Source organism: Vibrio tubiashii ATCC 19109 (assembly GCF_000772105.1).
GTDB classification, from domain to species: domain Bacteria; phylum Pseudomonadota; class Gammaproteobacteria; order Enterobacterales; family Vibrionaceae; genus Vibrio; species Vibrio tubiashii.
This window is the reverse complement of sequence record NZ_CP009355.1, coordinates 1,044,245-1,069,502: the sequence shown is the minus strand read 5'-3', so window position 1 is coordinate 1,069,502 and position 25,258 is coordinate 1,044,245. Positions and strand designations below refer to the sequence as shown.

Genomic DNA, 25,258 nt, shown 5'->3' with positions numbered 1-25,258 from the left:
TAAGCAACTGTTAGTTTTCAGATATTTGAGATAAGGTTACAGTTTGATATCAGCAATTGCAGAATTGTTCGGTAGTTAATAAAAGAATAGTTCTGGCTAAGAGCTGTTAGCATTCAAAGGGGCAACTCATGAAAAACTGGTTTGTTGGCGGGGGTACGATAGCAATTGTATTTTCAATATTGGGCGGGTTAGCTGACGTTGGAAAAGCAACTCGTAATATAGATAGAGTCTCAACTATATCAGATAGCACAAGGGTAATGGGGGCAGTGAATGACACTGGGGAAGTTAACTCTATTACTAATAAAACTCAACACGTTATCGAGCCAATAAAGAAAACTGCAGACTCATACTCTATGGCTGACAATCTTGGTAAATTAGAAAGTTCAAATTCGTGTACTAAAGATAGCAATCAGCAATCTAAAAACAAAGAATGCTAACAAATTGTTCAAGTAGACAGCTAACGTTTGGCGATTTTGGTTTGAGTTGAATTTAGTGATTACGGTGGCTTTGTTTGAGTGTAGTGGTGGTTAGCTGCTACTTAACAAGGCGTTAGTAGGTCAGGATGAATAAACAAAAACTCAAGGATCTAATTCTGCAAGTTCCAGAGTTGATCGAGACAGCTGAAGTGTGCCAGGAAGTAGGGGTGCCAAACTTCTATATCGCAGGCGGTGCTATTACTCAAATCATCTGGAACAGTATCGAAAGCAAACCGTTTCTTGCTCAAATTAAAGACTTCGATGTTGTCTATTTCGACAGCTCTAATCATGTCACTGAAGATGAATTCAAAAATCGTATTAGTTCACGGTTAAGTCATGGTGTTGACGTTGATGTAAAAAACCAAGCATTTATACATGAACGCTATGCTAAGAAGTTTGGTTGTTCCATTCAGGCATACGAACGCGTCGAGCAAGGTATCCAGTCTTGGCTTTCTGCCTTTGCTATTGGGTTTACTCTAGATAGCTTAGGAAACATTAAATTGTTCGCCCCCTATGGTTTAGAGGACGCATTTAATATGCTTATTAAACCTAACAAAAAGGCAATGACAGAAGCTAACTACAACAAAATGACAACTGGCTATAAGGCAAGGTGGCAGAAAGTACAGGTGTTCCCTTGGCATTGACCTACTAACAAGCTGCTTAAGACGGACTGCCAACGCTCGGCGAATTTACTTCAAAGTTTGTTCTGTGTTTACGGTGGCTTGTTTGCGTTTTGTGTTATGTTGTCAGCCACTTAGCAGGGCGTTAAGCGTATTTTTGAATCATACAGAGTAAAAAGAGGTTACCTTTGATAGAAGAACTTTTCCTACAAGCATTGTTTACTTTGATTGTGCTTTTTTACCCGGTTTACTTGATTTACAAACGGGCAGGACTAAATACAAATTTGAGCTTCACGATTTTCATTCCTTTTATAGGGTTTATTGTTTGTCCGTTGATCTTAGTTTTTTCTCAATGGAACGTCGAAAAGAAAAATAAGGAAACTGAATAATGGGTGGCATAAGCATATGGCAATTAATAATCCTGTCTTTCATCATACTGATCCCATTATTAGTCTTTGGACCAATTCTCAAGAAAGCTGGATTTTCAAAGTGGTGGTCAATTGTGATGCTATTACCAATCGCCAACATAATTGCAATATGGCTCTTTGCTTACGTGAAATGGCCATCGGAACAAAACAACGCTTAACAAACTGCTCAAGACGGACTGCCAACGCTCGGCGAATTTACTTCAAAGTTTGCTCGGTGTTTAAGGTGGCTTGTTTACCTATTGTGGCCTGTTGTCAGCCACTTAGCAGGGCGTTAGCTAGTATTTAAAGAAACTAAGGGCTTAAGTGCTCATGAATGCGGGGCTCTAGCTTCACACTTGATAGTCCCAATGCGCAAGCTACCTCGCCAGTGGCACTGTTCGAAAAGTGGTTGAATCAACCAAAGTCAGTTTACTGGAGTGGTGCGTTTGTTTAGTTCTTTGTTGTGGTTTCAAGGGTGTTGAAACTTTTCCGCAGCTAAATCCGTTTCGCGCACTGGGCAGTTAGTTTCTTCGATAGCATTCTCTGGCAAGTAAATTTCATCAACTTTGTTTTGGTTATTGATCTGCCCAATGTACATTGTCATTTAAAACCAATAATGTATTTCAAGTTAGGCACTTGGGTGAAAAACTCAACCTTCTTCGTAGCAGCTAACAATCTGCTTAAGACGGACTGTCAACGCGGGGCATTTTTAGTTCAAGTGAGTATAGTGTTTACGGTGGTTTGGTTAAGTGCGGTGGTCGCGTTGTCAGCCACTTAGCAGGGCGTTAGCTAGTGTTTAAAGACACTAAGGACTTAAGTGCTCATGAATACGGGGCTCTAGTTTTACAGCCGAAAGTTCTAGGGTACAAAGTATCTCGCCAGTGGCACTGTTCGAAAAGTGGTTGAATCAACCAAAGTCAGTTTACTGAAGTGGTGTGCTTGTCTAGTTCTTTGGTGCGGCTTCTTGGGTGTTGGAATGCTGCTGTGGCTAAATCTGTTTTGCGCACTTGGTAGTGGGCTTCTTCGAAAGTATTCTTTCCCAAACCTATTTCGTCAATTGGGTTTTGGTTTGTGAGCTGTTCAATTTACATTATCATCCGAAACCAATAATGTATTTCACATTAAGCATTTGGGTGAAAAACTCCACCTTCTTCGTAGCAGCTAACAATCTGCTCAAGACGGACTGCCAACGCGGGGCGATTTTAGTCCAAGTCAGGTGTAGTGTTTACGGTGGTTTAGTTGAGTGCGGGGGTCGCGTTGTCAGCCACTTAGCAGGGCGTTAGTTGGTATTTGTTTCTTGGTTTTAGGTACGAGTTTCGTGCGCGTGGTTTGTGTTAGTTCTCCGTATCTCGGCAAGCATCAAGTAATCACTCTCGGATAAGAATCAGGGTTGCTTGCCTAATCAAGTTAGATATCTGGTTTGATGAACGGGCGTATCAGGTACATCAGTTTCAGTTACTTGGGCATGCAATGAATTCGTTTAGCTTCAGAACTGTCTGCGCTAAAGCAGCGGTAGTCGTTAGGTATTGGTCGTTTACTGCTTTTTAAACGGCACCTGTTTCTACGGTGGAACATCGAAACTTCAGAGTAATCTAACCAACTAACAATCTGTTCAAGACGGACTGCCAACGCTGGGCACTTTTGGTTCTGGTCTGGTACAGTGTTTACGATGGTTTAGTGAGGTTTTGTGGTAAGTTGGCAGCCACTTAACAGGGCGTTAGCTGCAAAATGGAAAATAGAGTATATAAATGGAAATTAACTATACAAAGTACAATGCGAAATCGCTGCTTGAAGCGTTAGGAAACATAGATGCCGAGGCATACCCTGAAAACTACAAAAACTTAACTAGCGAAATAGCGACAAGAAAGCATGAGATTCAAGAGTTTTACGAACAGCAAGCTAATGCTAAAAAACTACGTTGGAGTCGCATACTAACTATGATAAGCGTTAGCCAATTTCTGGTTGCGCTAATAGCGTTTGTAATTCTTGTTCTTTCTTTCTCTGGGTTAAGTGTGCTTGAAGTAGTCGCTTCAGTTTTTGTAATTGTTCTTAATGCATTATCTGGTCTGGTCCTATACAAAAGGGTCACGACATATTATCTACTTCCATATTTGAATGTTGGACTGCAAGTATTTGCTTTTGGGCTTGGTAGTGTGTATTTCAATTACTATGGTGTTGGCGGCGTTTTCCTAACCTTAGATTGGGTGAGTGATACATTTAATTGGCTATCAGTATCCTTTAATTTAGGAGGCTCACTTCTAGAGTATTCAACTAAGTATAATTTGGGGTTCTTTCAAATTGACTTATTGGCGTTGTTCTATATCTGGGTAATTCGAAAATCATTGTCAAAGGCTAGCAGCTAACAAACTGCTTAAGGCGGACTATCAACGCTCGGCAATTTTGGTTCTAGTTTGGTACAGTGTTTATGGCGGCTAGTTTAAGTATCGTGTATTGCGTTGCTAGCCACTTAGCAGGGCGTTATAAGCCTAGAGGAAAATATGAGTATTGATGTCGAAAAAGCCTACCAACTATCGGTGGATATTAATAAGTGCCATGAAGGTTTAGAGATCTCGGTTGATGATAGTAAGTTCATTCCTTCACTTTTTCACTCGACCGTAATTGAACACCATAGAAGCATCGTACTGTTAGTTGAAAGAAAACTGTACAGTTCTGCTTGTACTTTGTTGCGCCCCCTATTTGAAGCGTATGTTAAGGGCTTATGGTTTACACATTGTGCACAAGACAAAGATTTTGCAGCTTTACGAAAGGATAAGTTCAACAAAACCTTTGGGGTAATGGTTTCTGAAATTGACACGGTAAAAGGTAGTAAACTAGCAACACCAAAAGGACATTACTGGAAAACTCTCAACAGCTTTACCCATTCTGGTGCCGCGCTTCTTGGTCGTAAATATAACCGTGACACTATTACAAATAGTCATGATGAAGAGTTAATCGAATCACTGTTAGATTTCTCGGCAAATTATGCTTTATTGTCTGGAATCGAAGTTAGTATGCTGTCTGAAAACATTGAGGCAATTAAAGCTTCAGTGGAATTAGCAAACCATAAGCACGGCTTATAACAAAGCGTTTAAGGCGGATTCCCAACGCTTGGCATTCTCGGTTTGATTCAGCTTTAGTGTTTACGGCACAATGGTTTAGGTAAGGTGGTAGCGTTGCTCACCACTTAACGCGGCGTTAGCTAAATAAAATAATAATGAGGTAACTATGGGTTGGAAAGGTACAGTTAGATCTATTAATGCAGCTGCAAAGCGCGCAGATCGAAACGCAAAAAAACGTCAACGTGAAATTGAAAAAAAGCAAAAGCAGTATGCGAAAATGCAAGAACTGGAGCAAGCTGCGTATGAAGTTGACGTTTTTGAAAATCATATAGAAATTGTTCAGTCCATGCACAAAGAGTGTGGAGATGAAATTAACTGGCATCAAATTTCTTTGTCTAACGAGCCTATAAAACCAGTGTTTTCAAATGTGTTAGAGCAAAAAGCAACGCAGCTAAAAGAAGCATACAAACCTAGCTTCATTGACAAATTGTTTAAGCGAGTCGATTCAAAGCTTTCAGCTTTAAATCTTGCTATAGAATCAGCTAAACAAAAAGACAGTAATAACTATGAAGCTTCACTCAAAACTTGGGAACAGGAGTGTGAAGATTGGGCGGATAGCGTCGAACAGGCAAAGAAAGTATTAGCGGGCTCTCCTGAAGCCAAAATCGAAGTGATTAAAGAAATGAGCCCTTTTAGTGAGCTTGATGCGTTGGGTTCAAGTCTTCACTTGTCCATCTCTGATACATCGTTAGTAACTGTGAATGTACACATTCATGGTGAAGATATCATTCCTAGCGAACAAAAGAGCCTGTTAAAGAGCGGCAAGTTGTCGGTCAAAAAAATGCCTGTAGGCAAGTTCAACGAAATCTATCAGGATTATGTTTGTAGCTCAGTCCTGCGAGTTGCACGTGAGCTGTTTGCAATATTGCCCGATGAATTTGTGGTAATAAATGCAACCGACAAATTGCTTAATAAAGCAACGGGACACTTGGAAGAATCAAATGTTCTTTCGGTGTATATCTCTAGGGCTACGTTAGGTGGGATTAACATGGAAACAATAGACCCTTCCGACTGCATGAAAAACTTTATTCATAATATGTCTTTCAAAAAGACCAAAGGCTTTGAGGCTGTCGAAACAGTGGACGTTGAAGCTGTAGCGTAACTTATTTAGCTAACAAACAATTTAAGAGTGATTCAGCACGCTCGGCATTTTTGGTTTGGGTCTAGTTTAGTGATTACGGCGTCCAATTTGAGTGTTGTGGTAGCGTGCTTCACACCTTAATTGGGCGTTAGGAATCGCTAGCAAATATCTGAGTCCAGTTATTATTTATGATTTATTGTTTTTACTTGACTTGATATAGCGACGAATATCGATGTAAACGTCTTTGAATGTCAAATAGAATACGTAGGTTATGGGGAGCCATATGAAAAAGCTAAGATGTAACTCATCCCAAGCGCCATAAAAGTCCCACACTTGCTTTCGCATATAGTTATAGGATGAGAGACACAGAGTTGCTATCGAAGCTATCAATAAAAAACCTAGCGGAAAAATTATTAATCTCGTAAAGTTTAAACTTAATAGGTAGATAAGTAGCTTTTTATTGTTGTCAAATTTCATTATTTAACTCACCTAATATGGCATGGAAGTATTGCCATCATTTTGTGTTCGTTATAGCACTGTTATGGATAACGTACTAGCAGTTTACCGTTACTGAACCACAATAGTGTTGTTTGTATTTTTGAGTTCCAAAAACTAGGCTGCTCGCTCGTTAGGCTTGTTCCTAACAATCTGCTTAAGACGGACTGCCAACGCTCGGCGAATTTACTTCGAAGTTTGCTCTTTGTTTACGGTGGCTTGTTTTCGTTTTGTGGTATGTTGTCAGCCACTTAGCAGGGCGTTAAGTTTATTTTTTTGGGAGATAGCGGTGCCTGATACTTTATATATTATTGGAAATGGCTTTGACCTCCATCATGGAATGCAAACGAGCTACGAAAGCTTTAAGTTGTACTTGCAGAGAAAGCATGGACTTGTTTTTGATACTGTTGAAAAATTTTTAAGTATCGATGAAAAGTGGTCAGATTTTGAAGAAGCATTAGGTAACTTGGATGTTGACCTCTTAGAAGATGATGCATCGAATTATTTACCATCATATGGTGATGATGACTGGAGTGAGTCAGGACATCATGACTACCAATATGAACTTACCAAAAATGTAGAAGCATTGTCATCTGAGCTATATGAATGTTTTTGCGAGTGGATAAATACGGTTGATGTACCTAATAACCCAACGCTTCTAAATTTGAAATTACATGCTCGTTTTCTAACGTTTAACTATACACAAACGTTGACGGAATTGTATAACATTCCCAAATCAAATGTGTTACACATACATGGTTCAATTGATGAGCCAGCCAACGAGATTGTCCTTGGGCATGGATGGGCTCCCGAAGATAGAACACAGCTAACAACTTACATAGATGAAAATACAGACACTCGAATTGCTTCTGGCTATCAAGTCGTAGATGAATACTTTAGCCATACTTATAAATCTACAAGCAGTGTTCTAAGAAAAAATGAGCGATTTTTCGCTAGTCTATCGGGTTTAAGAAATATTTATATACTTGGACACTCAATGTCATCTGTGGACCTTGAGTATTTCAGAGTAATTGCTAGTCAGGTTAAATTTGATACAAACTGGTATATTAGTTTTTATAAGCTAGAAGACAAAATTAGCTTATCTCAAGCTGCAATCGAGTTGGGGCTTTCCGAGAGCAATGTACACTTTATTAAAATGGAAGAAATCAAATAAACTTAACAAACTGTTTAAGAGTGATTCGCAACGCGTGGCATTTTTACTATGCGTTGGTTTAAGTGATTAAGGTGGCATGCGGGAGCTTTGGCATTGCGTTGCTCACACCTTAACAGGACGTTATGTAGCTGTTTTATTTAATGTTTTCTAGCTTGGTTCAGCGCAAGGGCACTGAGTTCTGCGTCAGTGCTTTTCACCTTTAAGTCATCATGATCCTTGATGTTCAAGTATGCTGTTTCTTTGTGGTGGGATGTCCGTCCTCGAACCTCGATTTTCGTGCTCGCTGTGGTCAGCTTCAGTGAAAGTATCCTTTGTCATGTAAGTGCAGCTGGTGCAGGGACATTTTCGAATGTCGCTTCATTACCAAGTGCGTTAATCGAGTCAGCTTAACTTGGGCAACTGTCCGTTTTACTTCAGTGGCCGGGTCTAGTAATGTATTCTAAATCAACATCTTGTCACCAAGCCTCTAGGTTTATCGCACTGTCTCGCAACATAACAAGTGCTTAAAGACGGACTGCCAACCTGTGGCATTTTTGGTTCGGGTTGAGTTTAGTGATTATGGTGGTCTGTTTGGGTGTCGTGCATTGGCAGCCGCTTAAGCAGGCGTTAAGTGTATTCGATGTCAACATGACTCAATTGCATGTAATTTTTTTGTGATAGGAAGCAGCGATATGATGAAGCTTATAGAACCATGGTTGTTTCACCGTAGGGCTATGTACATTGCAAGGAAGTTAATTCCACTGCTTCTCTTTTATGGAAAAAAGACTAGATACTCTAAGGAAGAAGTGGACTATGCAATTGAAAGATCAAAATTATCGAAAAAGCACGTAACACTAGCATATGCTATTTATTGTGTAGACTTGTCGCAAGATAACTTCCACAGAAGTGAAAGTTTCGAAGAGTACTTATCTCACAAATGTAAGTATGATCCAGCAAATCAACGATTTGATGTCGCCTCTTTTGCTTACTACTCTTCGGGTGATTGCACTTCTAACGATGGTGGAGGTGGCGAGTAATGCACTTAACAAATTGTTCAAGAGTGATTCGGCACGCGTGGCATTTTTACTATGCGTTAGTTTTAGTGGTTAAGGTGGTATGCGGAAGCTTAGGTATTGCGTGCCTCACACCTTAACAAGGCGTTATGTGCTTTGGTGTTGATGGCGTATAGTTGTACATGAAAGTCATTTTAAATTAGGTAAAAGGAATTACTATGTCCAAAAAGGAATCGAATAAAAGTACTGCAATAAAGTTGGGTTTGTTCATGGCTGGCTCGGTATTTGGTGCAGCCTTGTATATCTTTTTTGCGTTTCCAACATCTTGATTGTTCGGGTTACTAAATGTCTTCGGTTGGGTAGTCACAGTTAGGCTCAAGTTACATGTAGGGATAGAAAGTTAGTTGCCATCGTATACATCATTGTCACACTTCTTATGGTTAAAGTACTTTAAAGAAGAAAGTCTCCAAAAGTGTACTTTTTTATTTCGCACTTGAACTCTATTTTTGTGCAGTTGCGGTCGCCTCTTATATCGATTATCTGTTCTGTGAGCAAAGGTGTTCAACTTAAGCACGCACATAACAAACTGTTTAAGAGTGATTCGCAACGCTTGGCATTTTTGGTATGCGTTGGTTTTAGTGTTTAAGGTGGTATGCAGCAGCATCGGTATTGCGTTGCTCACACCTTAACAGGGCGTTAGTTTGCAAGAGGAAAAACGCAACTATATCGCACGATCAAGTGGTAAAAGCTTAAAGTCTAAATTGTCGTATCGGCGTTCAATTTCAGTGTTAACTAGCGTGGTGAAAATCCAAAATTGGCATCGTTTCAATGGTTGATTTGTTCTTTGGTGCGGTGGCTTATGGATTAACTGAGTTGAACTCTTTTGCTGAAACTCTGCTCGTTGTGTTTGTTGGTACAAAAGCAGATTTACTCGCTGAAATGGCGTTTTCTCTGGTGTGGTAAATTCATGTGGTTTCAGTGACTTTGTTGAAAGTCCGCATTGTGAGATTGGTTTTCCAAAAGTGCTTTTTGGTGTTGTGAGTTCGTTTTCTTCGGCGTTGTTTGTTCCACGTGGTTTCATTGAGTAGCCGCTTTGAGACTACGCCTGACTTAAATGCATCAAAACACATAAAATGTAGTGTTTGCAAAGTTTAAAATAACGTAAAATCAACGCTTTGGGTTTGCAAACTAACAAACTGCTCAAGAGGGATTCGCAACGCGTGGCATTTTCACTATGCGTTGATTTTAGTGATTAAGGTGGTATGCAGCGGCTTCGGTATTGCGTTGCTCACCCCTTAGCAGGGCGTTATATTTCCGAGTACCCCATGTTTAGTAGACACTTTACTAAGTTAGACCTAGGGTCTAATTGAGAGGTGATTTATGGCTAAACATCGTAATCCAGCGTACACCGAAGAGTTCCGCAAAGAAGCCGTTCGCTTGGCCAGTCTTCCTGGCCGAACAGCCGTCTCCGTTGCCAAGGAGCTGGGCATCAGTACCCAGCAGATCCGAAACTGGAAGCGCCAGTTCACACGCCTATCTGATAAACAGTTTAACACCTTAGATGGTGTCGATTATTCGAAGAAAGAGTCCGAAGAGCTTCGAGCGCTAAGGCGCGAGAACAAGCGACTCAAAGATGAAATGGAATTCCTAAAAAGGTCTCGGCGTACTTCGCGAAGCAGCAAAAGTGAAGTACGAGTTCATTGAAAGCTATGTCGATGGAGTATTCCATTAGCTTAATGTGCCGTACGTTAGAGGTGAGTCGAGGCGGTTACTATAAGTGGCGTCATCATACGCCGAGTAAGCGTTCAAAGCGGCGAGAGCGCTTTGAACAGCTCGTCATGTGTACCTTTGCCCAATATAGGGCACGTTACGGTTCAGTGCGAATAGCCGAAGAGCTAAACGAAGCAGGCCATGCCTGCTGCGTGAATTATGTGGCTGATATCATGAAGGAAAAAGGTATCAGGGCACGTAATGGTAAAGGGTTTAAATACAGCAAGGATGTGGCGGCGATGACGAATGTTGCTGACAATTTACTGCGTCGAGACTTTGAGTCCGCGACACCAAATCAGAAATGGGTTACGGACATCACGTATATCTGGGTGAAGAGCCGTTGGCTGTTCTTGGCGACAGTGATGGACTTGCATTCGAGACGTATTGTGGGTTGGTCTCTAGGGACAACGATGACCGTTGAGCTCATCACCAATGCGCTAAAAATGGCGTTTGAGTCACGTAAGCCGCCTAAGGGCGTCATTATCCACTCGGACCGTGGTGTACAATACAGAGCATATAAATATCAAGACTTCATGCGCAAGCATGGAGGTGTACCGAGCATGAGTCGGCAGGGCAACTGTTGGGATAATGCGGTGATGGAGTCGTTCTACAGTCGACTGAAAGTCGAACTGATATACGCGGAAGATTACCAAACTGTCGAAGAAGCCCGAATGGGCATCTTCGAATACATCGAGGTATTTTACAATCGCAAAAGAAGACACTCAGCGTTGGGGCATGTCAGCCCAGTTGAGTACGAGAGTATGTAGTTATGTACTGTCTACTTTTTGTGGGGTACACCATTTTCTTTTGGAGTTTGCAGTGATAAATATTCCTGATTATTGGTTAGATTTTATATCCAAGAACAATTTGAGCAATAAGTCATTTGAGATCCCAGATGATTTTGATTTGTCTGGGTTAGGTGCTGATTTTAAGGTCTTTGCTCGCTCGGAGATTGACGATGAAACTAGCAATTATTATCCGGGTATTAACGTCGTTAAATCTGGGTACATAGCTGTCGCTTGCTGTTTGTGTGGCTCTGGTGATCCATACTTTATCAATGTGAATGATGGTGAAAATGGGAAGCTTTATCGAGTTTATCACGACGATAATTCTATCGATATTGTTGTAAATAATTACAAGGATATTTTGAAGTTTGCTGAACCGGAAAACTAACAAGCTGCTTAAGACGGACTGACAACGCTCGGCGAATTTACTCCAAAGTTTGCTCTGTGTGTACGGTGGCTTATTTTCGTTTTGTGGTATGTTGTCAGCCACTTAGCAGGGCGTTAGCAATCAGGAGAAATAATGAGCATCAATATCAGAAATGCAGAAATTAGTGATGCGAGGGCAATCAGTGAGTTGCTCTTACCCTTAACAAACAAATATGTTTGCCCAACTTGTGATGTGACTGTGCACAGTATTTTGCTCGATTCAATGTCAGAGAAAAACATCGAAAAATATCTGTCTACAAACTATGACTATGTTGTTGCAGTAACTGAGAATAATGAAGTCGTTGGTGTGGCTGGAGTACGAGACAACTCGCATCTGTACCATCTATTCGTAGATGATGATTTTCAAGGTAATGGGCTTTCCCGTCAATTATGGGAAACTGTTAAAGAAAAGGCATTGGAAAACGGTAATAGTGGTCTATTTACAGTTAACTCCGCGGTCAATGCGGAAAGCGTATATGTGCGTTTTGGTTTTAAACGCACAGAAGGCGTCAGAAATCGGCAAGGGATGGTTGATATTCCAATGGTGTTAGAATTTGATTGCTAACAAGAGACTATGGCGTCAATAGTTAATTTTTGGCGCTATTGTTATCCCACATTACACCGTCTCTGAGCATCGAGTTTAAGATCACAACCATCTTTCTCATGCAGGCAACTATGGCTACTTTTTTGGGTTTTCCTGCCGCAAGTAATCGTTCATATGTAGTCTTAAAAACAGGGTTACATTGGATGGCAGACATCATTGCCATATACATAACGGTTCTAACTTGAGTCCGACCTCCTTGTATTATGCGCTTTCCTTTGTAACGACCACTTTCTCTAACGATGGGGGCTACACCAATCAAGCTAGAGGCTTGTTTATTGGTGATGTAACCACGTTCGGGGACGTTACTGATGATGGATGCGGCCAGTATTTTACCGACTCCAGGCATGCTTTGAAGTATCTCATTCTTAGTCTGATATTCAGGTGAGATATCGATGAGCTTTGAGATTTTGGCTTCTACTTTTTCAATTTGATTTTTAAGAGCGGTTAAGATGGGCGTAATAGTTGAGGCGATGTTCTTTGGCAATATTTGTAGTCGGTTTCTTTCCATGGTCTGTATGGAGAGTAACTGATTTCGCCTTGATACTAAGTCACTCATTAATCGGATATTTTCGGCTTTTAGCTCGGTTAAGTCAGGCTGAACTTTTTCAGCATAGTGGGCAATGAGCGCGGCGTCTAAACGGTCGTTCTTAGCTCTTTGTCCAATAGCACCAGCGAACCTTTTTATTCTCAAAGGGTTTGCGATGACATAGGGTAGCTTTGCTTGGTCACAAGCAAGGATGAAGGGCATTTCTAATCGTCCAGTAGCTTCAATCACGACACGTTGAGGTTGGTGTTTAGCGATAGCTCTGACGGCTTCTTTAATGCCTTTGTCATTGTTAGGAACGGTGAAGTAAATGTCGAGCGGACGGATATAAATATCTAATTGTGATTTGCCAGTATCAACGCCGACATTAATGTTTTGAAGTGTGTTTGTATTCATAATAAGCTTAACTCTTGCTTGCAAATGCGGGCTCGAGACCCAGAAGACTATTCGAGTGTGGTGCTTGGAGTTCTATCTGACGTTCGAACTTGTTATCGGTCTCTCGATAGAGGAGCCATCATTTAATCGAACTATCAGATAGAAGAACTTTAGTTGCAGCTAAAGTCTGGGTCTCACTTTACCCGATTGGAGAGCTTATTATCCATACAAGGCATTTAAGACGGATTCCCAACGCACGGCATTTTTGGTTTGGTTGGGTTCAGTGTTTACGGTGGTATGGTTAGGTGCAGCGGTCGTGCGTTGCTCACCAGTTAATGCGGCGTTCTAGCTATCTCAAGGAGGGGCTCATTGGTAAAAAAGATTAAAGAATATATCGCTGCTACCGTTCTTGTAGCCTTACTTGTATTACTAGTTCTGACTTCTGTTCTTTTATTGGTTCAAGGAGATACAGTAGAGAATGAGCAGACAATAACAGGCAGCATATTGCAACTGAAATTTCACTCAGGTTCAAGGAATGTAGATCCTTATTATGAGTTGATGGTGGGCACCGATGGCAGTAAAAGGTACATAGCTGGTCGATATTATAAAGACGTTGAACACTTATTTAACCCTTACCAAGGTGCTAAGTTGGCTTTTCGGGATGTTGAGGTTTATTACATTGAATCAGAGTTGTTCGACGATAAGTATACTGTTACAAAAATAATGCATCAGGGAGACTTGATTTACGACAGACATTACTCACCGCCGTGTGATTGGAAAAGTAATATCTCCTCTATCATGGGAGTACTATTAGTGCTCTTTTTATTATCGCGGCTAATTGAATACATGCGGTCGTTAGAATAGCTATAACAATCAATTTAAGAGGGATTCACAACGCTTGGCACTTTTGCTTCTACTTCAAATTTAGTGTTTATGGCACAATGCGTTAGGTTTGGGTGGAGGCGTTGTTCACCCCTTAATTTGGCGTTAGCTGCACAGGAGGAAGTCGTGCAAGAAGAATATATGGAGTACTACGCAAAGTTTGATGAGGAGAAGCGTCTTCTTTCACAAAATATTACACGTATTGAGTTTGATACAACATTGAGTGTGTTGGAGCCTTATATCGATCCAGCAATTAATTTAACTGAGTTTGGTGCTGCTACTGGACGTTATTCCCTCCATTATGCTCAACAAGGCATTAATGTGACAGCGGTTGAGTTAGTTCCTGAATTAGTGGAACAACTTAATAGTAATGCAAAACGTCAGTCTTTGAGCTTATCTGTCCATGAAGCAAATGCAACAGACGTCAGCTTTATAGAGAGTGACAGTCAAGATATCGTATTAATTTTGGGACCGCTTTATCACATACAATCAAAGTCAGACCGAGAAGCAGTGCTCAAAGAAGCTAATCGAGTTTTAAAACCAAATGGGATTGTTGCGATAGCTTATATCAGCCGTTTCTTTGTTGCAGGTTTGCTAGCAAAAATGTCTAACGATTTAGTTTCGCCAACTGTGTTAGGTGAGTTAAACGAAAGTGGCTTAGTTACTTCACCTGAGGTAGACACATTTTTTAGAACTGGTTACTTTGCTAAGCCGACCGAAATTGAATCTCTAGCAGCTCACTCGGGTTTTAGTGTCGAAAATCACATTGCAACAGATGGTTATGTTCGTTTCATTGGTCAAGAGGTCAACCAACTTAGCGAGCAGCAGTATCAAGCTTGGTTGAAGTATCACCTTTCTACTTGTGGAGAACCATCATTGCTTGGTAGTAGTAATCATGGTTTAGTTATTGCGAAAAAGTGCAGTTAAGAAACTGCTAAAGACGGGCTATCAACGCTCGGTTATCTTGCTTCTAATTAGACATAGTGTTTACGGTAGTAAAGTTAAGTGCAGTGTTTAGCGTTTGCTAGTCAATTAGCAGGGCGTTATGGCTTTTAACGAAATGGGGAGGTTGCATGGCATTGTCATTTGAAAGCCAGAGGTTGAAAGTAGTTGAAATTACTGGAGAGCTTGATTTGTCTAAGCACTCATATTTGCTAGAGCGAATTCCTAAAATCTTAACACCAGTAGTTGTAGAAAATCTTCCCCCATATTTCCACGGGATTGGTTCTTATGAAGAAGCCAGAATATGGCTTGAGAGAATGTTATTGGAGAGCCGCTTACTTAAAGTAGAAACAGAGGGGCACGAACTAGTAGGTTTCTTGTTCGCTTATGTAGAAAAGGACGAGTATGCTCATATCGGTTACTTGCTTGGTGAAGAATATTGGGGGCGAGGATTAGCTAGTGAATTACTTCAGGGCTTCATCCATGAAGTTGAGAAATCCGAGTCTTGGTTGAAACTTATAGGCGGTGTTGACCAATCTAATGTTGCTTCAGCGAAGTTACTCAAGAAGCTAGGTTTCATAGAGCAACCAGCTAGTGGCAGTGGTGTGGCTTTCTATGAATATACGATTCCCCAGTCGCAACCATAACCTTTAAAGAGGGAGTCACAACGCGTGGCATTTTCACTATGCGTTGTATTTAGTGTTTAAGGTGGTACACGGCGGCTGTGGTATTGCGTTAATCACTCCTTAACGCAGCGTTATAAGGCCCCATTAAACTAAGGATGGTAAAATGTTGTCACGAGATAAAACAGGGCTTATCGTCGTTGATGTGCAGGGTAAGCTTGCACGCTTAGTCTATGATAGTGAAACGCTCATTTCTAACTGCTCGAAGTTGATTGTCGGGGCTAGGGCTCTGGGTTTGCCGATAGTTTTGCTTGAGCAGAACCCTGAGAAGTTGGGTAAGACAGTAGAGGAATTAAGAGTTCACCTTGGTGACGTTAGCCCAATAACAAAGTTTACCTTCAATGCTTGTGAGTCCCCCGACTTTCTGGCTACGATCAAAGAAATGGGTGTAGATACTTGGTTGGTGTGTGGCATTGAGGCGCATATTTGTGTGTACCAGACGGCAAAAGGATTGGTTGAATTAGGTTTCAATGTGGAACTGGTTAATGATTGTGTTTCCTCTCGAACGTTATCAAATGCTCAACTTGGTATTGAGCGTCTAAAGGAAAGTGGCGTAGAAATTTCGGGGTTAGAAATGTGTCTCTACGAGCTGGTAAAAGACTGTAGGAGTGCTGAATTTAAGCAGGTGTTAAGCCTAGTTCGTTAGAATTCGCCTTCTAGCAAAGCAATTAAGAGTGATTTATAACGCTCGCACTTTTGGTTTGAATCGGCTTTAGTGTTTAAGGCACTATTCTTTGGGTAAGTGGTAGCATCGCTCACTACTTCATTTAGCGATATGCGATTAGGAGGCTCCAATGAACAATGCAGTCAAAGAGCGCTTTGATGAATACCCAGAGAATGCTCGTGTTAGGTTAACGGAGCTACGAAATTTAGTCTTTCAAATTGCATCTGAGTTGGATCTTGGTGAAGTCGATGAAACTCTTAAATGGGGTGAGCCAAGCTACAGTGTAAAAACAGGCAGTCCGCTAAGAATGGACTGGAAACTCAAATCTCCTAACAATTATTACCTGTTCTTTAATTGCCAAACAAAGCTCGTCGATACATTCAGGGAATTGTATGGCGAAGAACTGGTATTTCAGGGAAACAGAGCGATAATTCTATCCTTGTCGAAGCCGATACCAGAAACAGCAATCAAGTCCTGTTTAGAGTTAGCTTTAACTTATCAGCAGCGAAAACATTTTCCTCTTTTAGGCGCGTAGAAAAATTCACACAACAAACTGTTTGGCAGTAATTCACAACGCATGGCGCTTTACTATGTGGTGCGTTTAGTGTTTAAAGCGGCATGTGGGAGCTTTGATTCCGCTTCGCTCAAGTATAGCAAGCGTTTGTTGCACACAAGGCGTCGTTAGCATGGTTATATTACGTGTTAATGTTGTGCAACTTAATACGGTGTTTAAGCTCTTATCGGATGTAGGTATATATGGAAACAGAGAGATTAAGGTTAGTTCCCCCTTCAATGGAGCTACAGCCTTTAATGCTAGAAGCAATAGTAGAAAGTCAAAATGAACTCGGAGAGTATTTACCTTGGGTTAAATATGCTTTGACTGAATCTGAATCAATAGAGAATACAAAGCAAGCGATTAGTAACTTTGAAAACTTTGAAGGTGAACTGCGTTATTCAATCTTAGATAAAAATACCAACAACTTCGTAGGTGCAATTGGTCTAATCATTCGAGACAAAGACGTTCCTTATTTTGAAATTGGATATTGGTTACGTAGCTCGTGTGTAGGGCATGGTTTTATCGTGGAAGCGGTTAAAGTACTCGAAAATTACGCATTTTTAGAACTCAAAGCTAATAGATTGGAAATTAAGGCCGCAGAGGAAAATGTAAAGAGTCGAGCAGTTGCAGAGCGATGTGGGTATACTTTTGAGGGCACATTGCGCAATGATCGAAGGCTGCCGTCAGGCCAGTTAAGTAGCACAGCCGTATATTCGAAAATAGGATTATTGTGATTTGCAATAAATCGGACTTCTAATGCTCGGCACTTATGGTTGTTCGATTGGACGCAGTTTACGGTGTTAGTTAAGTGTCGAGATATTCATAGCTAGCTGTTTAGCAGGGCGCTCTAACAATAATCTTCAGGTAGCAGTGCGTGGCCCGTGTTTTCAGCAAGATAGGTTAGGGCGTCAATCACTCGAATTGGTGTTAACAGGTTATCTTCATTGCAGTTATCGAGTTCGAATGTCAGGTAGATCTGGTTTTGCTCAACTTTCAGAAACAGGTTTCCTTGAGGAGCTCGATCTTGTGTTAAAGCGAAGGTGCCAAGACCGATAAAGTGTGAACAGCTTAGGTTTCTTGTCGCGTAAACATCGCATTTCAACTTGTGGGCCAGTGCTAAGAAGTCGAGCAGCAAGTTAATCTGCTCATCAGAAACGTCATCAAGTGCTTTTATATGCGGCTTTTTACAGAAACGTTCTAAATAGCTGATCATTTCGTCGATATCGTTATTAAATAGCATTATTGCGTGTCCGTATTGGCTAGCGTGCGATTGTACCTTTAGCGCACCAGCATCACAAAGCGTTTAGAGCAGTTTCGTACTGCTCTGTATTTTTGCGATGAAGCGGTTTTAGTGTTTTAGGTGTATTGGCTTTCAAGTGTGGCAGAGGATCTCGACATTTGAAGGCGCAAAGGTCGCCTTCTTAATTCATGCTTTTCACAATGGCTATGTGATAATTCTTATGGGACTATTGGATTAAATCTAATAAACGTTTAACGTGGCATGCGCAGAGAGCAACAAATCACATAATAAGAAGGAGTTGGTGTTTATGATTACTTGCTATGTAAAGTATGTAATTGACCCTAAAAAGGTTAAAGAGTTCGAAGAATACGCGAAAATGTGGATCCCATTGGTTGAAAGGTTCGGAGGCCAACATAATGGCTACTTTCTGCCATCTGAAGGTGCGAACAATATTGCTCTAGCTCTATTTACGTTCCAAAGTTTGTCCACTTATGAAGAATACCGAAATAAGTCTTTAGAAGACCCGGAATGCATTAAGGCATTTGAGTTTGCAGAGAGGGTTGACTGTATTGTCAGTTATGAACGTAGCTTTTTTAGACCAGTACTGAGCTAACAAACTACGTATTGCAAACTGTTTGAAGTAAATTCGCTATGCTTGGCATTTTGAGTCTGTTTTAGTGTTTAAGGTGTATTGGTTTTGTTGAACTGTCACGTAGCAGCCCACTTACTGTGACATAGAACTTAAAGGGAATATCCAAATTGAAAGCCCATGAATGTGTCTCTTTCATTATGCTTAATGGTTCAAAAGTACTCTTGGAGAAACGAAGTGAGCACAAGAAAACCGATCCTGGGTTAATCACTATTCCCGGAGGACATATAGAAAGAGGGGAAACTTCAGTTCAAGCTTTGCTGCGTGAAGTTAAGGAAGAATTGAATGTTAAGCCAACTACCTATCAGTATTTGTGCTCGCTCTATCACCCAACGGAAGAGTTGCAGTTAATCCACTACTTTATTATCAGTGGCTGGGATGGTGAAATTCGGCCTTATGAGGCCGAAGGCATTGAGTGGTGTAGTTTAGAATCAGCAGTAGTTGAAATCGCTGCTGACGAAATAGCCTTAAATGAACTTACGAGGCTAGCTCCTCACCTTAAGTTCTGAGCATCTACTTAAGATAGACGGTTAACACTCGGTAGTTATACTTTTGGTCTGGTACAGTGTTTACGTTAGTTAGTTTAAGTGATTGGAGGGATTGTGCATATTCGGAAAGCATCAAGTGATGATTTAGATAGGGTGTTAAGCCTTGTTTCAGAAGTGTCGGCTATAGACATTCTTCCTTTGTTTAGCGAACAAGGTAAAAAACAGTTTATCGAACGAGTCATTCCAGATTTACATACCGTGTTTGGTGGTGAAAACTTCTTAGCGATTAAAGCTGTATATGATGGCAAGTTGCTCGGTTTCGCGGCTTTGCGTGATGGAAACTACGTGACCCACCTTTTTGTATCCAAGCAAGCGCAAGGCTCTGGTTTGGGTCGAGATATGCTCAATCATTTACTGGCTTCAACCGAATCTAACGAGATATCGCTGCGCTCTTCGATAAATGCGATGGGTTTCTACCGCCATAATGGTTTTACAGTTAGTGGGGGTGAAGGTGAGGTGAATGGAATTCGCTTTGTCCCTATGTCGCTAATTCGCACATAGTAATGTGTTCAAGACTCGGTTCCTATCAGTAGTACTTCTACTTCATATTAGAATCAGCGGTGAAGCATTTAAATTAGATTGATACTGCTGCGCGCCTAAACGCGGAGTTTGATTGTCTCGCTCGCAATGAGTTTACAGTAGTATGCATTTGTATTTATATTCTGCTTCGCAAATCACTCTTTACTATACTTAGGTCTTTTTTAACTGGTGTACATTCTAGCCTCAAACAACAGGCTGATCTTTAAGGAGTAATTGTGTATACCAGTAAATATTCAAACTTTTGGCGGCGTTTATTCGCTATTTTTATTGATGGGCTAGTTTTCTTACCATTGCAATGGATTGATGACTATGTGCTCTCTGGAGTGGTTGGCTCAGGAGGCATTTTCGTATGGGGAGTTGGTAGTTCGATTTTAGGCATTACATACTATGTCCTTATGCATGCAAAATATGGCCAAACCATAGGTAAAATGGTGGCCAAGGTGAAAGTGCTAGATGTATCTGAAAGCCGTAATTTAACCATTAAGCAATCGTGCCTACGTGATATTGTCCCAATTATCTTGTTTCCAGTTACGATATACGCTTACGCTCAAATCGCGTTTTACGGGCAGACTTATGAGAGTTTGGAACAAGGCCTATTGTTTATGTTTATCGGCCTAGTGATGTTGGGTTGGGTTCTTTTAGAGACTATTTCTATGCTATTTAACGAGAAAAGACGAGCTATACATGATTACATAGCAGGTTCTGTCGTTGTCAGGTTAACCTAACAAGTAGATTACCAATTATGCGAGATTAAAATGTAGATCAATCAAGTAACGGCGTTGCAATTGCTTTAACCAATGGCCAACCTATAGAAATTTGGCTTCGCGTCAGTAGTGGTTGTTTCTAATCAACTTAGTGAATAACATGGTATTTAAAATAGTCTGACGACATAAGCGATTGAGTGAAAGCCAAACATGGAGGTGTGGTATGCACAAAGAAATTACCGGCGGTTGCTGCTGTGAAAGTGTTGCTTTTAAAGTGAAGGATGACTTTGGTAAGTTTTATTTTTGTCACTGTGAACAGTGTAGAAAGCTTACCGGTTCGGCTCACGCTTCGAATTTATTTACTTCTCCTTCGAATATCCAGTGGACGAAAGGGGAAGACAAAATAAAACGTTTTGACCATCCCACTCGATCATTTTCGAAAGTGTTTTGCATCGAGTGTGGTTCCGGTTTGCCGTATCTGAGCCAAAGTGGGAAGTTTTTAATTGTTCCTGCTGGATCATTAAATGAAGAACCATCAAAAGAGTTAGATGCGCAGATATTTTGTTCTGAGCAGACAAACTGGCATAAAGCCGGTTTACAAGCAGAACAAATGTTAGGTTTCCCTAAGTAAGCATCACAAACGAATGGAGGACAGTAAATGGATTTAAATTCGCTACTATTATTTGTCGTCGCTTGCCTTGCGATCAATATGATCCCCGGGCCTGACGTTATTTACATTGTATCGAATACAATGAAGGGCAAGTTGATAAATGGGTTGAAGGCGGCACTGGGACTCGGTGTTGGTTACTTTATTCACACATTGGCAGCGTGTTTAGGCTTGTCTGCAATTATTCTTAGCTCTGCGGTTGCCTTTAGTGCGGTAAAATGGCTGGGTGCGGCTTACTTAGTGTATTTAGGTATCCAGTCAATACGCTCTATGTGGCGTGGTGAAAGTAAAATCATTAATAATACTGACATTGAAAAAGATAAAAATGTTTTCTCACAAGGGGTGATCGTTAGTGTTCTCAATCCGAAGGTAGCGCTGTTTTTCCTCTCATTTTTGCCTCAGTTTATCGAAACATCTAGCAGCTCAGTGTCGCTACAATTGTTAGTGCTCGGTTTATTGTTTAGCGTATTAGCGACACTGTGTAACCTTTTATACGCATCAGTGGGTAGTTGGGTGTTTAGTCGCCCGAATTCTCAGCGATATTCTCGTGCACTTGAAGGAGTCTCGGGCGTTCTGCTTATCGGGCTGGCGAGTAAAGTCGCCCTCAATGAACGCTAGTTAATGCGCTAATTCTGAGACAAGGAGTCTATTTTGTTCAAGCTCTACTATTATCCAAACAATGCGAGTTTAGCGCCTCATTTTTTGCTTCATCACTTAAATGCAGACTATGAGCTATTGTTAGTCGACAAAAAATCAAACTCGCAAAAATCAGCGGATTATCTTCGACTCAATCCTGCAGGGCGAATCCCGACATTGGTTGTGAATGATCAAGCGATATTCGAAAGTCCTGCTATCTGTATTCATATCTGCGAGCTTTACCCGGACTCAAGCCTCATGCCATCAATTGGCGATCCTAGTCGACCACTGTTTTTCCAGTGGCTCGCATTTCTTAACAATACGCTGCAAGCTGAACTTATGGTTCGTTATTACCCGCATCGTCATACTAATGATGAATCGACTATTCCAAACCTTGTTAAAGCTCAAGACGAAAGAATTGCCGACGCGCTTTCAATTATCAATGATCAGCTCGCAAAGAATGAGTACTTGTTGGGCGATAGGCTAACTGCGTGTGACTATTTCTTATTCATGTTAGCGGAGTGGTCTTTGCCAATTGAAAAGTCTCCACTTAGTTTTGACTATCTAGCCGCATATTTAAAGCGTTTGTGCTCGAACCCCACCATCAGGTATGTTTGCAGAATTGAAGAAATAGACCTTACGCCATTTGAATCATATCGATAGAAGGAGAGAACGTGCTAAGAATCTTAATCTTTGTGCTCGTGGTTAATGGGTTAGTCTCTTTTGCACTGCATGTCAGTGAGCTGCTGTTTTCGGTACCCGAACTGAACTTTATCAGCGATTACTTTTTCTATGCTCTGCTGATCCAATGGAGCCTGAGTGGCCTCTTTCTCATTGCGAAGCCGGGTAAAGAGCCTTATTTAAGACATAGTCCTAATACAGCGACTAGAATGGCAGCGTCAATAGCCGATGAACCTAAAGCTAATGACAGTCAGTCAAATTTTGATGTTGGCATTAGCATGTTGCTGTTTCTATCTGGTGCATTCAGTTTGTTGATGTGCATTGTGTTGTAGTGGGAGAGTAATGTGAAAGTAAGGAAAGCATTAAAAGGAGATGCGGGTAAACTGCTTGAGCTCATTGCGCTTAAGGCTGAGTTTGACCGCAGCATGAAAGGGTTTGACGGGCAAATCTCAACGACCATTGAGAAGATTCAGCGTACGTTATTTTGTGAGCATCCCTTTGCTTATGCTTTGCTATTAGAAGTTGATGAAGAAGTGTTGGGTTTTGCACTATTTCACTATCGTTATTCGTCTTTTAGCGGTGAACCGTCAATTTGGCTTGATGACTTGCTCATAGTCGGAAACTCTCGCTCAAAGGGATATGGCGCTGCTCTGATGCATTCTCTTAAAATTGAGGGTGAAAAGGCCTTGGCGTCTCACATCTCATGGACTGCGAGCCCATACAACACCAAAGCACATAAATTCTACGCAAGGCTTGGTGCAGAAATAGAACGAATGGAAGGTAAACGTCCATTCTTCCGCTGGGCTATTTAGTCATTTTAGTCTCTCTTAATAATTTTTACTGTTTATATATACAGTTGTTTTGTGTAGTATAGATCAGTAGTGAAAGAGAGGTTCCTAATGACATTTAAGTACGAAGAAGTAACACCTAGTGCAGCAGAATTTTGCGAACTGCGCGTGGCTGCAGGCTTGTCTGCTAAATCGCTAAAAGCCGCGCAAATAGCATTGCCAAACAGTCTATATGCAATATCAATTCGAAAAGAGGGTTCTTTAATTGCGATGGGCCGAGTTGTCGGTGATGGCGCATGTAATTTTGAGGTAGTCGATGTCGCAGTTGATCCCAACTATCAAGGGATGGGCTTAGGAAAACGAGTGATGGAATATATTGATATGTATCTCTCTTCAGTAGCGCTAGAGGGATCATACATCTCAATGATTGCAGATGAACCTGCGTTTTATGAAAAACTTGGATATAGGCTCGTGTCGCCGTCTTGCCAAGGGATGACGAAAAAATTTAAGCCATGTAACTAAAGAGCAATGCATAGGTTGTGGGGGAGAGACTCCCTACGGAAAAAGGAAACGTCATGGAATACAAGGTTGTAAAAGAATATCAAGATGCGCCGGATTCTCCCATTCAAGTAGTCACGGGGGAAGTATTAGACTTCGTTGAAGAGTCTGACCCTAAGGGAGATTGGGCAAATTGGGTACTTTGCCGAGGTAATAACAAACAAGGTTGGGTCCCGAAGCAGATATTGGACATTGACGCGGGAGCAGTAACAGTCTTAGAGGACTATACTGCCGTTGAGCACAGCCTAAAACTTGGCGAGCAAGTGGTGAAGATTTATGAGCTCAATGGTTGGATATGGTGTCGAAAGTTAGATTCTAGTGAACAAGAAGCTTGGGCTCCATTAAATCATCTTGTATCGATTTAGCGCATTTGCAAAACTCTCTCTATTCGAGAGGACTCGAAACGCTCGTACAACAAAACAAAAACTTTCAGGATTTGATCTGCTAAACTTGCGCACTGACTTAATGTCTTAGGAAAACCCAAGATGAGCCAAGAACAACCAAACAACCCATTGCATGGATTAACATTAGAAAAGATCCTTGTACGATTGCAAGAACACTACGGATGGGAAGGTTTGGACGAGCGAATTCAAATTAACTGTTTCTACAGTAACCCGTCTATCAAATCTTCTCTGAAGTTCTTACGTCGAACGCAATGGGCGCGAGACAAAGTAGAAGCGCTATATATCGAAACATTTTGTAAATAGCGACAAGACAAGCGTATTAATATGCGTTTGTCTTTTTATCAAATAATGAAATCTCACCTTGACCTCAACTAAGCTTGAGGTTTTAAGCTCTCTAGTACTGTATCAACAAGGAGAGCGAACATGCAGAACAATTATATTAAACAACTCGCCATTAAATCTTATCAAGAAGACTTAGCCAAAGCGTATTACCAAACAAGAGATCAACGCTTTCACACACCAAGCTTTATTGTCGGAATTTTGGTCTCAGTTATCTTTCTGCAAATTGGCTGACCAAAAACCTATGAAACGGAAGCGCCAACTAGTAAAGCCCTTGATTTAGCCAAGAACCAAAACCTTTGCGCTGAGTCGATGATATCGATATAAATACTCAATGATTGACGCGTTATATTTGGTATTTCTATTGAATCTTGGGAGCACGTTGCAATATGGGGAAATTAAGGCCTTTTACACAGCAAGATTATCCGTTATTGATTGAGTGGATAGACTCAAGTGAGCTGAATTACTTGTGGGGTGGACCCAAGTTTGAGTTCCCTTTAACTCTTGAACAAATCTCCGAGCATTGCCTGTCTTCTGAAGTGCTTCCTTTTGTCTTCGAGGTTAATGAGGTAAATGCGGGTTATGTGGAGCTATTTCGAGTTTCAGAATCTCATTTTAGAATATGTCGAGTCTATATTTGCTTCGGCTTTAGGGGGCAAGGTATGTCTAAGACTATGTTGACTCAACTTATTGAGTTAGCTCAAGAAAAATATAATGCATCTAAGTTAAGTTTAGTTGTGTTTGAGCAAAACCATGCCGCTAGAAATAGTTACGTATCGTTAGGGTTTCATGTTATTTCGGAACAGTCTGATGTGAGACTCTTTGAAGGTAAACCCTGGACACTTCTCGGTATGGAGAAACTGCTATAACCAAGCCAGTGTGTAACGATTCTTTGTGAAGTGTCTAGTT

General features: G+C 41.0%; 36 protein-coding genes. 32 read left to right on the top strand and 4 right to left on the bottom strand.

The window, feature by feature from the left end:
- Positions 1–128 precede the first annotated feature (128 nt).
- Together IX91_RS20005 and IX91_RS20000 are read left to right on the top strand one after the other, a co-directional pair.
- Positions 129–437 carry a hypothetical protein gene (locus IX91_RS20005; RefSeq protein WP_004742841.1) on the top strand — a complete coding sequence of 103 codons (309 nt, stop codon included), beginning with the start codon at positions 129–131 and terminating at the stop codon, positions 435–437.
- 125 nt (positions 438–562) lie between these two features.
- Positions 563–1,120: a nucleotidyltransferase family protein gene (locus IX91_RS20000; RefSeq protein WP_004742840.1), complete on the top strand. Its 558-nt coding sequence runs from the start codon at positions 563–565 to the stop codon at positions 1,118–1,120.
- Between the two features lie 852 nt (positions 1,121–1,972).
- On the opposite strand, the gene IX91_RS26955 is transcribed toward IX91_RS20000, so the two are convergent.
- On the bottom strand, positions 1,973–2,107 hold the full coding sequence (locus IX91_RS26955; RefSeq protein WP_269083061.1) for a hypothetical protein: 135 nt from the start codon (positions 2,105–2,107) through the stop codon (positions 1,973–1,975).
- A 313-nt stretch (positions 2,108–2,420) separates the two neighbouring features.
- Entirely contained in the window at positions 2,421–2,546 is a 126-nt protein-coding gene (locus IX91_RS26950; protein WP_269083060.1) for a hypothetical protein, read from the bottom strand.
- Between the two features lie 705 nt (positions 2,547–3,251).
- On the opposite strand from IX91_RS26950, the gene IX91_RS19985 reads away from it, so the two are divergent.
- The 10 genes from IX91_RS19985 to IX91_RS19940 all read left to right on the top strand — a co-directional run bounded on the left by IX91_RS19985 (position 3,252) and on the right by IX91_RS19940 (position 11,910).
- Positions 3,252–3,866, top strand: a complete 615-nt coding sequence (locus IX91_RS19985) for a hypothetical protein (protein ID WP_004743052.1) — start codon at positions 3,252–3,254, stop codon at positions 3,864–3,866.
- A gap of 135 nt (positions 3,867–4,001) precedes the next feature.
- Entirely contained in the window at positions 4,002–4,583 is a 582-nt protein-coding gene (locus IX91_RS19980; RefSeq protein WP_004743051.1) for a DUF6988 family protein, read from the top strand.
- A 145-nt stretch (positions 4,584–4,728) separates the two neighbouring features.
- On the top strand, positions 4,729–5,724 hold the full coding sequence (locus IX91_RS19975) for a hypothetical protein (RefSeq protein WP_004743050.1): 996 nt from the start codon (positions 4,729–4,731) through the stop codon (positions 5,722–5,724).
- A 763-nt stretch (positions 5,725–6,487) separates the two neighbouring features.
- Positions 6,488–7,372, top strand: coding sequence for a bacteriophage abortive infection AbiH family protein (locus IX91_RS19965; RefSeq protein ID WP_004743048.1), 885 nt, complete (start codon positions 6,488–6,490; stop codon positions 7,370–7,372).
- Positions 7,373–8,043: 671 nt separating this feature from the next.
- Complete coding sequence (locus IX91_RS19960; RefSeq protein WP_004743047.1) at positions 8,044–8,388, top strand: DUF6559 family protein; 345 nt, start codon at positions 8,044–8,046, stop codon at positions 8,386–8,388.
- 804 nt (positions 8,389–9,192) lie between these two features.
- Entirely contained in the window at positions 9,193–9,327 is a 135-nt protein-coding gene (locus tag IX91_RS26945) for a hypothetical protein (RefSeq protein WP_004743042.1), read from the top strand.
- Positions 9,328–9,744: 417 nt separating this feature from the next.
- Positions 9,745–10,068: a transposase gene (locus IX91_RS19955; RefSeq protein ID WP_071881324.1), complete on the top strand. Its 324-nt coding sequence runs from the start codon at positions 9,745–9,747 to the stop codon at positions 10,066–10,068.
- 5 nt (positions 10,069–10,073) lie between these two features.
- Entirely contained in the window at positions 10,074–10,901 is an 828-nt protein-coding gene (locus IX91_RS26425; protein WP_144441811.1) for an IS3 family transposase, read from the top strand.
- Between the two features lie 52 nt (positions 10,902–10,953).
- Complete coding sequence (locus IX91_RS19945; RefSeq protein WP_004743039.1) at positions 10,954–11,307, top strand: hypothetical protein; 354 nt, start codon at positions 10,954–10,956, stop codon at positions 11,305–11,307.
- Positions 11,308–11,439: 132 nt separating this feature from the next.
- Positions 11,440–11,910 (top strand): GNAT family N-acetyltransferase, encoded by a 471-nt coding sequence (locus tag IX91_RS19940; protein ID WP_004737548.1) that lies wholly within the window; start codon positions 11,440–11,442, stop codon positions 11,908–11,910.
- Between the two features lie 22 nt (positions 11,911–11,932).
- On the opposite strand, the gene IX91_RS19935 is transcribed toward IX91_RS19940, so the two are convergent.
- Positions 11,933–12,889: an IS110 family RNA-guided transposase gene (locus IX91_RS19935; RefSeq protein ID WP_004743827.1), complete on the bottom strand. Its 957-nt coding sequence runs from the start codon at positions 12,887–12,889 to the stop codon at positions 11,933–11,935.
- 348 nt (positions 12,890–13,237) lie between these two features.
- On the opposite strand from IX91_RS19935, the gene IX91_RS19930 reads away from it, so the two are divergent.
- The 6 genes from IX91_RS19930 (at position 13,238) to IX91_RS19905 (ending at position 17,329) form a co-directional block, all read left to right on the top strand.
- Complete coding sequence (locus IX91_RS19930; protein WP_004749517.1) at positions 13,238–13,732, top strand: hypothetical protein; 495 nt, start codon at positions 13,238–13,240, stop codon at positions 13,730–13,732.
- A 144-nt stretch (positions 13,733–13,876) separates the two neighbouring features.
- Complete coding sequence (locus IX91_RS19925; RefSeq protein WP_004743825.1) at positions 13,877–14,677, top strand: class I SAM-dependent methyltransferase; 801 nt, start codon at positions 13,877–13,879, stop codon at positions 14,675–14,677.
- A gap of 146 nt (positions 14,678–14,823) precedes the next feature.
- Positions 14,824–15,339, top strand: a complete 516-nt coding sequence (locus tag IX91_RS19920; RefSeq protein WP_004743824.1) for a GNAT family N-acetyltransferase — start codon at positions 14,824–14,826, stop codon at positions 15,337–15,339.
- A gap of 142 nt (positions 15,340–15,481) precedes the next feature.
- A complete protein-coding gene (locus tag IX91_RS19915; protein WP_004743823.1) occupies positions 15,482–16,021 on the top strand; it encodes an isochorismatase family protein in 540 nt (179 codons plus the stop codon).
- 148 nt (positions 16,022–16,169) lie between these two features.
- Positions 16,170–16,574 (top strand): DUF1801 domain-containing protein, encoded by a 405-nt coding sequence (locus tag IX91_RS19910; RefSeq protein ID WP_004743822.1) that lies wholly within the window; start codon positions 16,170–16,172, stop codon positions 16,572–16,574.
- A 221-nt stretch (positions 16,575–16,795) separates the two neighbouring features.
- Positions 16,796–17,329 carry a GNAT family N-acetyltransferase gene (locus IX91_RS19905; RefSeq protein ID WP_038197672.1) on the top strand — a complete coding sequence of 178 codons (534 nt, stop codon included), beginning with the start codon at positions 16,796–16,798 and terminating at the stop codon, positions 17,327–17,329.
- 113 nt (positions 17,330–17,442) lie between these two features.
- On the opposite strand, the gene IX91_RS19900 is transcribed toward IX91_RS19905, so the two are convergent.
- Positions 17,443–17,835: a hypothetical protein gene (locus IX91_RS19900; protein WP_004743820.1), complete on the bottom strand. Its 393-nt coding sequence runs from the start codon at positions 17,833–17,835 to the stop codon at positions 17,443–17,445.
- Between the two features lie 307 nt (positions 17,836–18,142).
- Here IX91_RS19900 and IX91_RS19895 point away from each other — a divergent pair, with 307 nt between their 5' ends.
- The 14 genes from IX91_RS19895 (at position 18,143) to IX91_RS19835 (ending at position 25,218) form a co-directional block, all read left to right on the top strand.
- Positions 18,143–18,448 carry an NIPSNAP family protein gene (locus IX91_RS19895; protein WP_004743819.1) on the top strand — a complete coding sequence of 102 codons (306 nt, stop codon included), beginning with the start codon at positions 18,143–18,145 and terminating at the stop codon, positions 18,446–18,448.
- A gap of 146 nt (positions 18,449–18,594) precedes the next feature.
- Positions 18,595–18,993 (top strand): NUDIX hydrolase, encoded by a 399-nt coding sequence (locus tag IX91_RS19890; protein WP_004743817.1) that lies wholly within the window; start codon positions 18,595–18,597, stop codon positions 18,991–18,993.
- Between the two features lie 93 nt (positions 18,994–19,086).
- The gene (locus tag IX91_RS19885) at positions 19,087–19,533 is read left to right on the top strand and encodes a GNAT family N-acetyltransferase (RefSeq protein WP_004743816.1); all 447 of its coding nucleotides are present in this window, start codon (positions 19,087–19,089) and stop codon (positions 19,531–19,533) included.
- A 254-nt stretch (positions 19,534–19,787) separates the two neighbouring features.
- Complete coding sequence (locus IX91_RS19880) at positions 19,788–20,297, top strand: RDD family protein (RefSeq protein ID WP_004743814.1); 510 nt, start codon at positions 19,788–19,790, stop codon at positions 20,295–20,297.
- Positions 20,298–20,499: 202 nt separating this feature from the next.
- Positions 20,500–20,907: a GFA family protein gene (locus IX91_RS19875; protein ID WP_004743812.1), complete on the top strand. Its 408-nt coding sequence runs from the start codon at positions 20,500–20,502 to the stop codon at positions 20,905–20,907.
- Positions 20,908–20,934: 27 nt separating this feature from the next.
- Positions 20,935–21,561 carry a LysE family translocator gene (locus IX91_RS19870; protein ID WP_004743810.1) on the top strand — a complete coding sequence of 209 codons (627 nt, stop codon included), beginning with the start codon at positions 20,935–20,937 and terminating at the stop codon, positions 21,559–21,561.
- Positions 21,562–21,594: 33 nt separating this feature from the next.
- Positions 21,595–22,242: a glutathione S-transferase family protein gene (locus IX91_RS19865; RefSeq protein WP_004743808.1), complete on the top strand. Its 648-nt coding sequence runs from the start codon at positions 21,595–21,597 to the stop codon at positions 22,240–22,242.
- Between the two features lie 11 nt (positions 22,243–22,253).
- A complete protein-coding gene (locus IX91_RS19860; protein ID WP_004743806.1) occupies positions 22,254–22,592 on the top strand; it encodes a hypothetical protein in 339 nt (112 codons plus the stop codon).
- Between the two features lie 12 nt (positions 22,593–22,604).
- Positions 22,605–23,072 carry a GNAT family N-acetyltransferase gene (locus tag IX91_RS19855; protein WP_004743803.1) on the top strand — a complete coding sequence of 156 codons (468 nt, stop codon included), beginning with the start codon at positions 22,605–22,607 and terminating at the stop codon, positions 23,070–23,072.
- An 87-nt stretch (positions 23,073–23,159) separates the two neighbouring features.
- A complete protein-coding gene (locus IX91_RS19850) occupies positions 23,160–23,570 on the top strand; it encodes a GNAT family N-acetyltransferase (RefSeq protein WP_004743802.1) in 411 nt (136 codons plus the stop codon).
- Between the two features lie 53 nt (positions 23,571–23,623).
- Positions 23,624–23,971 (top strand): SH3 domain-containing protein, encoded by a 348-nt coding sequence (locus IX91_RS19845; protein WP_004743801.1) that lies wholly within the window; start codon positions 23,624–23,626, stop codon positions 23,969–23,971.
- 120 nt (positions 23,972–24,091) lie between these two features.
- Positions 24,092–24,313 carry a VF530 family protein gene (locus tag IX91_RS19840; RefSeq protein ID WP_004743799.1) on the top strand — a complete coding sequence of 74 codons (222 nt, stop codon included), beginning with the start codon at positions 24,092–24,094 and terminating at the stop codon, positions 24,311–24,313.
- A gap of 120 nt (positions 24,314–24,433) precedes the next feature.
- Positions 24,434–24,583 carry a hypothetical protein gene (locus IX91_RS26705; protein ID WP_004743797.1) on the top strand — a complete coding sequence of 50 codons (150 nt, stop codon included), beginning with the start codon at positions 24,434–24,436 and terminating at the stop codon, positions 24,581–24,583.
- A gap of 155 nt (positions 24,584–24,738) precedes the next feature.
- On the top strand, positions 24,739–25,218 hold the full coding sequence (locus tag IX91_RS19835; protein ID WP_004743796.1) for a GNAT family N-acetyltransferase: 480 nt from the start codon (positions 24,739–24,741) through the stop codon (positions 25,216–25,218).
- Positions 25,219–25,258: the final 40 nt, after the last annotated feature.

Excerpts from the sequence above, each read along its gene's own strand:
- IX91_RS19960 (WP_004743047.1), top strand. The coding sequence starts at position 8,044 with ATGATGAAGCTTATAGAACCATGGTTGTTTCACCGTAGGGCTATGTAC.
- IX91_RS19910 (WP_004743822.1), top strand. The coding sequence starts at position 16,170 with ATGAACAATGCAGTCAAAGAGCGCTTTGATGAATACCCAGAGAATGCT.
- IX91_RS19850 (WP_004743802.1), top strand. The coding sequence starts at position 23,160 with ATGACATTTAAGTACGAAGAAGTAACACCTAGTGCAGCAGAATTTTGC.
- IX91_RS20000 (WP_004742840.1), top strand. The coding sequence starts at position 563 with ATGAATAAACAAAAACTCAAGGATCTAATTCTGCAAGTTCCAGAGTTG.
- IX91_RS19975 (WP_004743050.1), top strand. The coding sequence starts at position 4,729 with ATGGGTTGGAAAGGTACAGTTAGATCTATTAATGCAGCTGCAAAGCGC.
- IX91_RS19915 (WP_004743823.1), top strand. The coding sequence starts at position 15,482 with ATGTTGTCACGAGATAAAACAGGGCTTATCGTCGTTGATGTGCAGGGT.
- IX91_RS19920 (WP_004743824.1), top strand. The coding sequence starts at position 14,824 with ATGGCATTGTCATTTGAAAGCCAGAGGTTGAAAGTAGTTGAAATTACT.
- IX91_RS19845 (WP_004743801.1), top strand. The coding sequence starts at position 23,624 with ATGGAATACAAGGTTGTAAAAGAATATCAAGATGCGCCGGATTCTCCC.
- IX91_RS26705 (WP_004743797.1), top strand. The coding sequence starts at position 24,434 with ATGCAGAACAATTATATTAAACAACTCGCCATTAAATCTTATCAAGAA.
- IX91_RS19840 (WP_004743799.1), top strand. The coding sequence starts at position 24,092 with ATGAGCCAAGAACAACCAAACAACCCATTGCATGGATTAACATTAGAA.
- IX91_RS19935 (WP_004743827.1), bottom strand. The coding sequence starts at position 12,889 with ATGAATACAAACACACTTCAAAACATTAATGTCGGCGTTGATACTGGC.
- IX91_RS26955 (WP_269083061.1), bottom strand. The coding sequence starts at position 2,107 with ATGACAATGTACATTGGGCAGATCAATAACCAAAACAAAGTTGATGAA.
- IX91_RS19870 (WP_004743810.1), top strand. The coding sequence starts at position 20,935 with ATGGATTTAAATTCGCTACTATTATTTGTCGTCGCTTGCCTTGCGATC.
- IX91_RS19900 (WP_004743820.1), bottom strand. The coding sequence starts at position 17,835 with ATGCTATTTAATAACGATATCGACGAAATGATCAGCTATTTAGAACGT.
- IX91_RS19905 (WP_038197672.1), top strand. The coding sequence starts at position 16,796 with ATGGAAACAGAGAGATTAAGGTTAGTTCCCCCTTCAATGGAGCTACAG.
- IX91_RS19895 (WP_004743819.1), top strand. The coding sequence starts at position 18,143 with ATGATTACTTGCTATGTAAAGTATGTAATTGACCCTAAAAAGGTTAAA.
- IX91_RS19835 (WP_004743796.1), top strand. The coding sequence starts at position 24,739 with ATGGGGAAATTAAGGCCTTTTACACAGCAAGATTATCCGTTATTGATT.
- IX91_RS19940 (WP_004737548.1), top strand. The coding sequence starts at position 11,440 with ATGAGCATCAATATCAGAAATGCAGAAATTAGTGATGCGAGGGCAATC.
- IX91_RS19985 (WP_004743052.1), top strand. The coding sequence starts at position 3,252 with ATGGAAATTAACTATACAAAGTACAATGCGAAATCGCTGCTTGAAGCG.
- IX91_RS19955 (WP_071881324.1), top strand. The coding sequence starts at position 9,745 with ATGGCTAAACATCGTAATCCAGCGTACACCGAAGAGTTCCGCAAAGAA.
- IX91_RS26425 (WP_144441811.1), top strand. The coding sequence starts at position 10,074 with ATGTCGATGGAGTATTCCATTAGCTTAATGTGCCGTACGTTAGAGGTG.
- IX91_RS19980 (WP_004743051.1), top strand. The coding sequence starts at position 4,002 with ATGAGTATTGATGTCGAAAAAGCCTACCAACTATCGGTGGATATTAAT.
- IX91_RS20005 (WP_004742841.1), top strand. The coding sequence starts at position 129 with ATGAAAAACTGGTTTGTTGGCGGGGGTACGATAGCAATTGTATTTTCA.
- IX91_RS26945 (WP_004743042.1), top strand. The coding sequence starts at position 9,193 with ATGGTTGATTTGTTCTTTGGTGCGGTGGCTTATGGATTAACTGAGTTG.
- IX91_RS19875 (WP_004743812.1), top strand. The coding sequence starts at position 20,500 with ATGCACAAAGAAATTACCGGCGGTTGCTGCTGTGAAAGTGTTGCTTTT.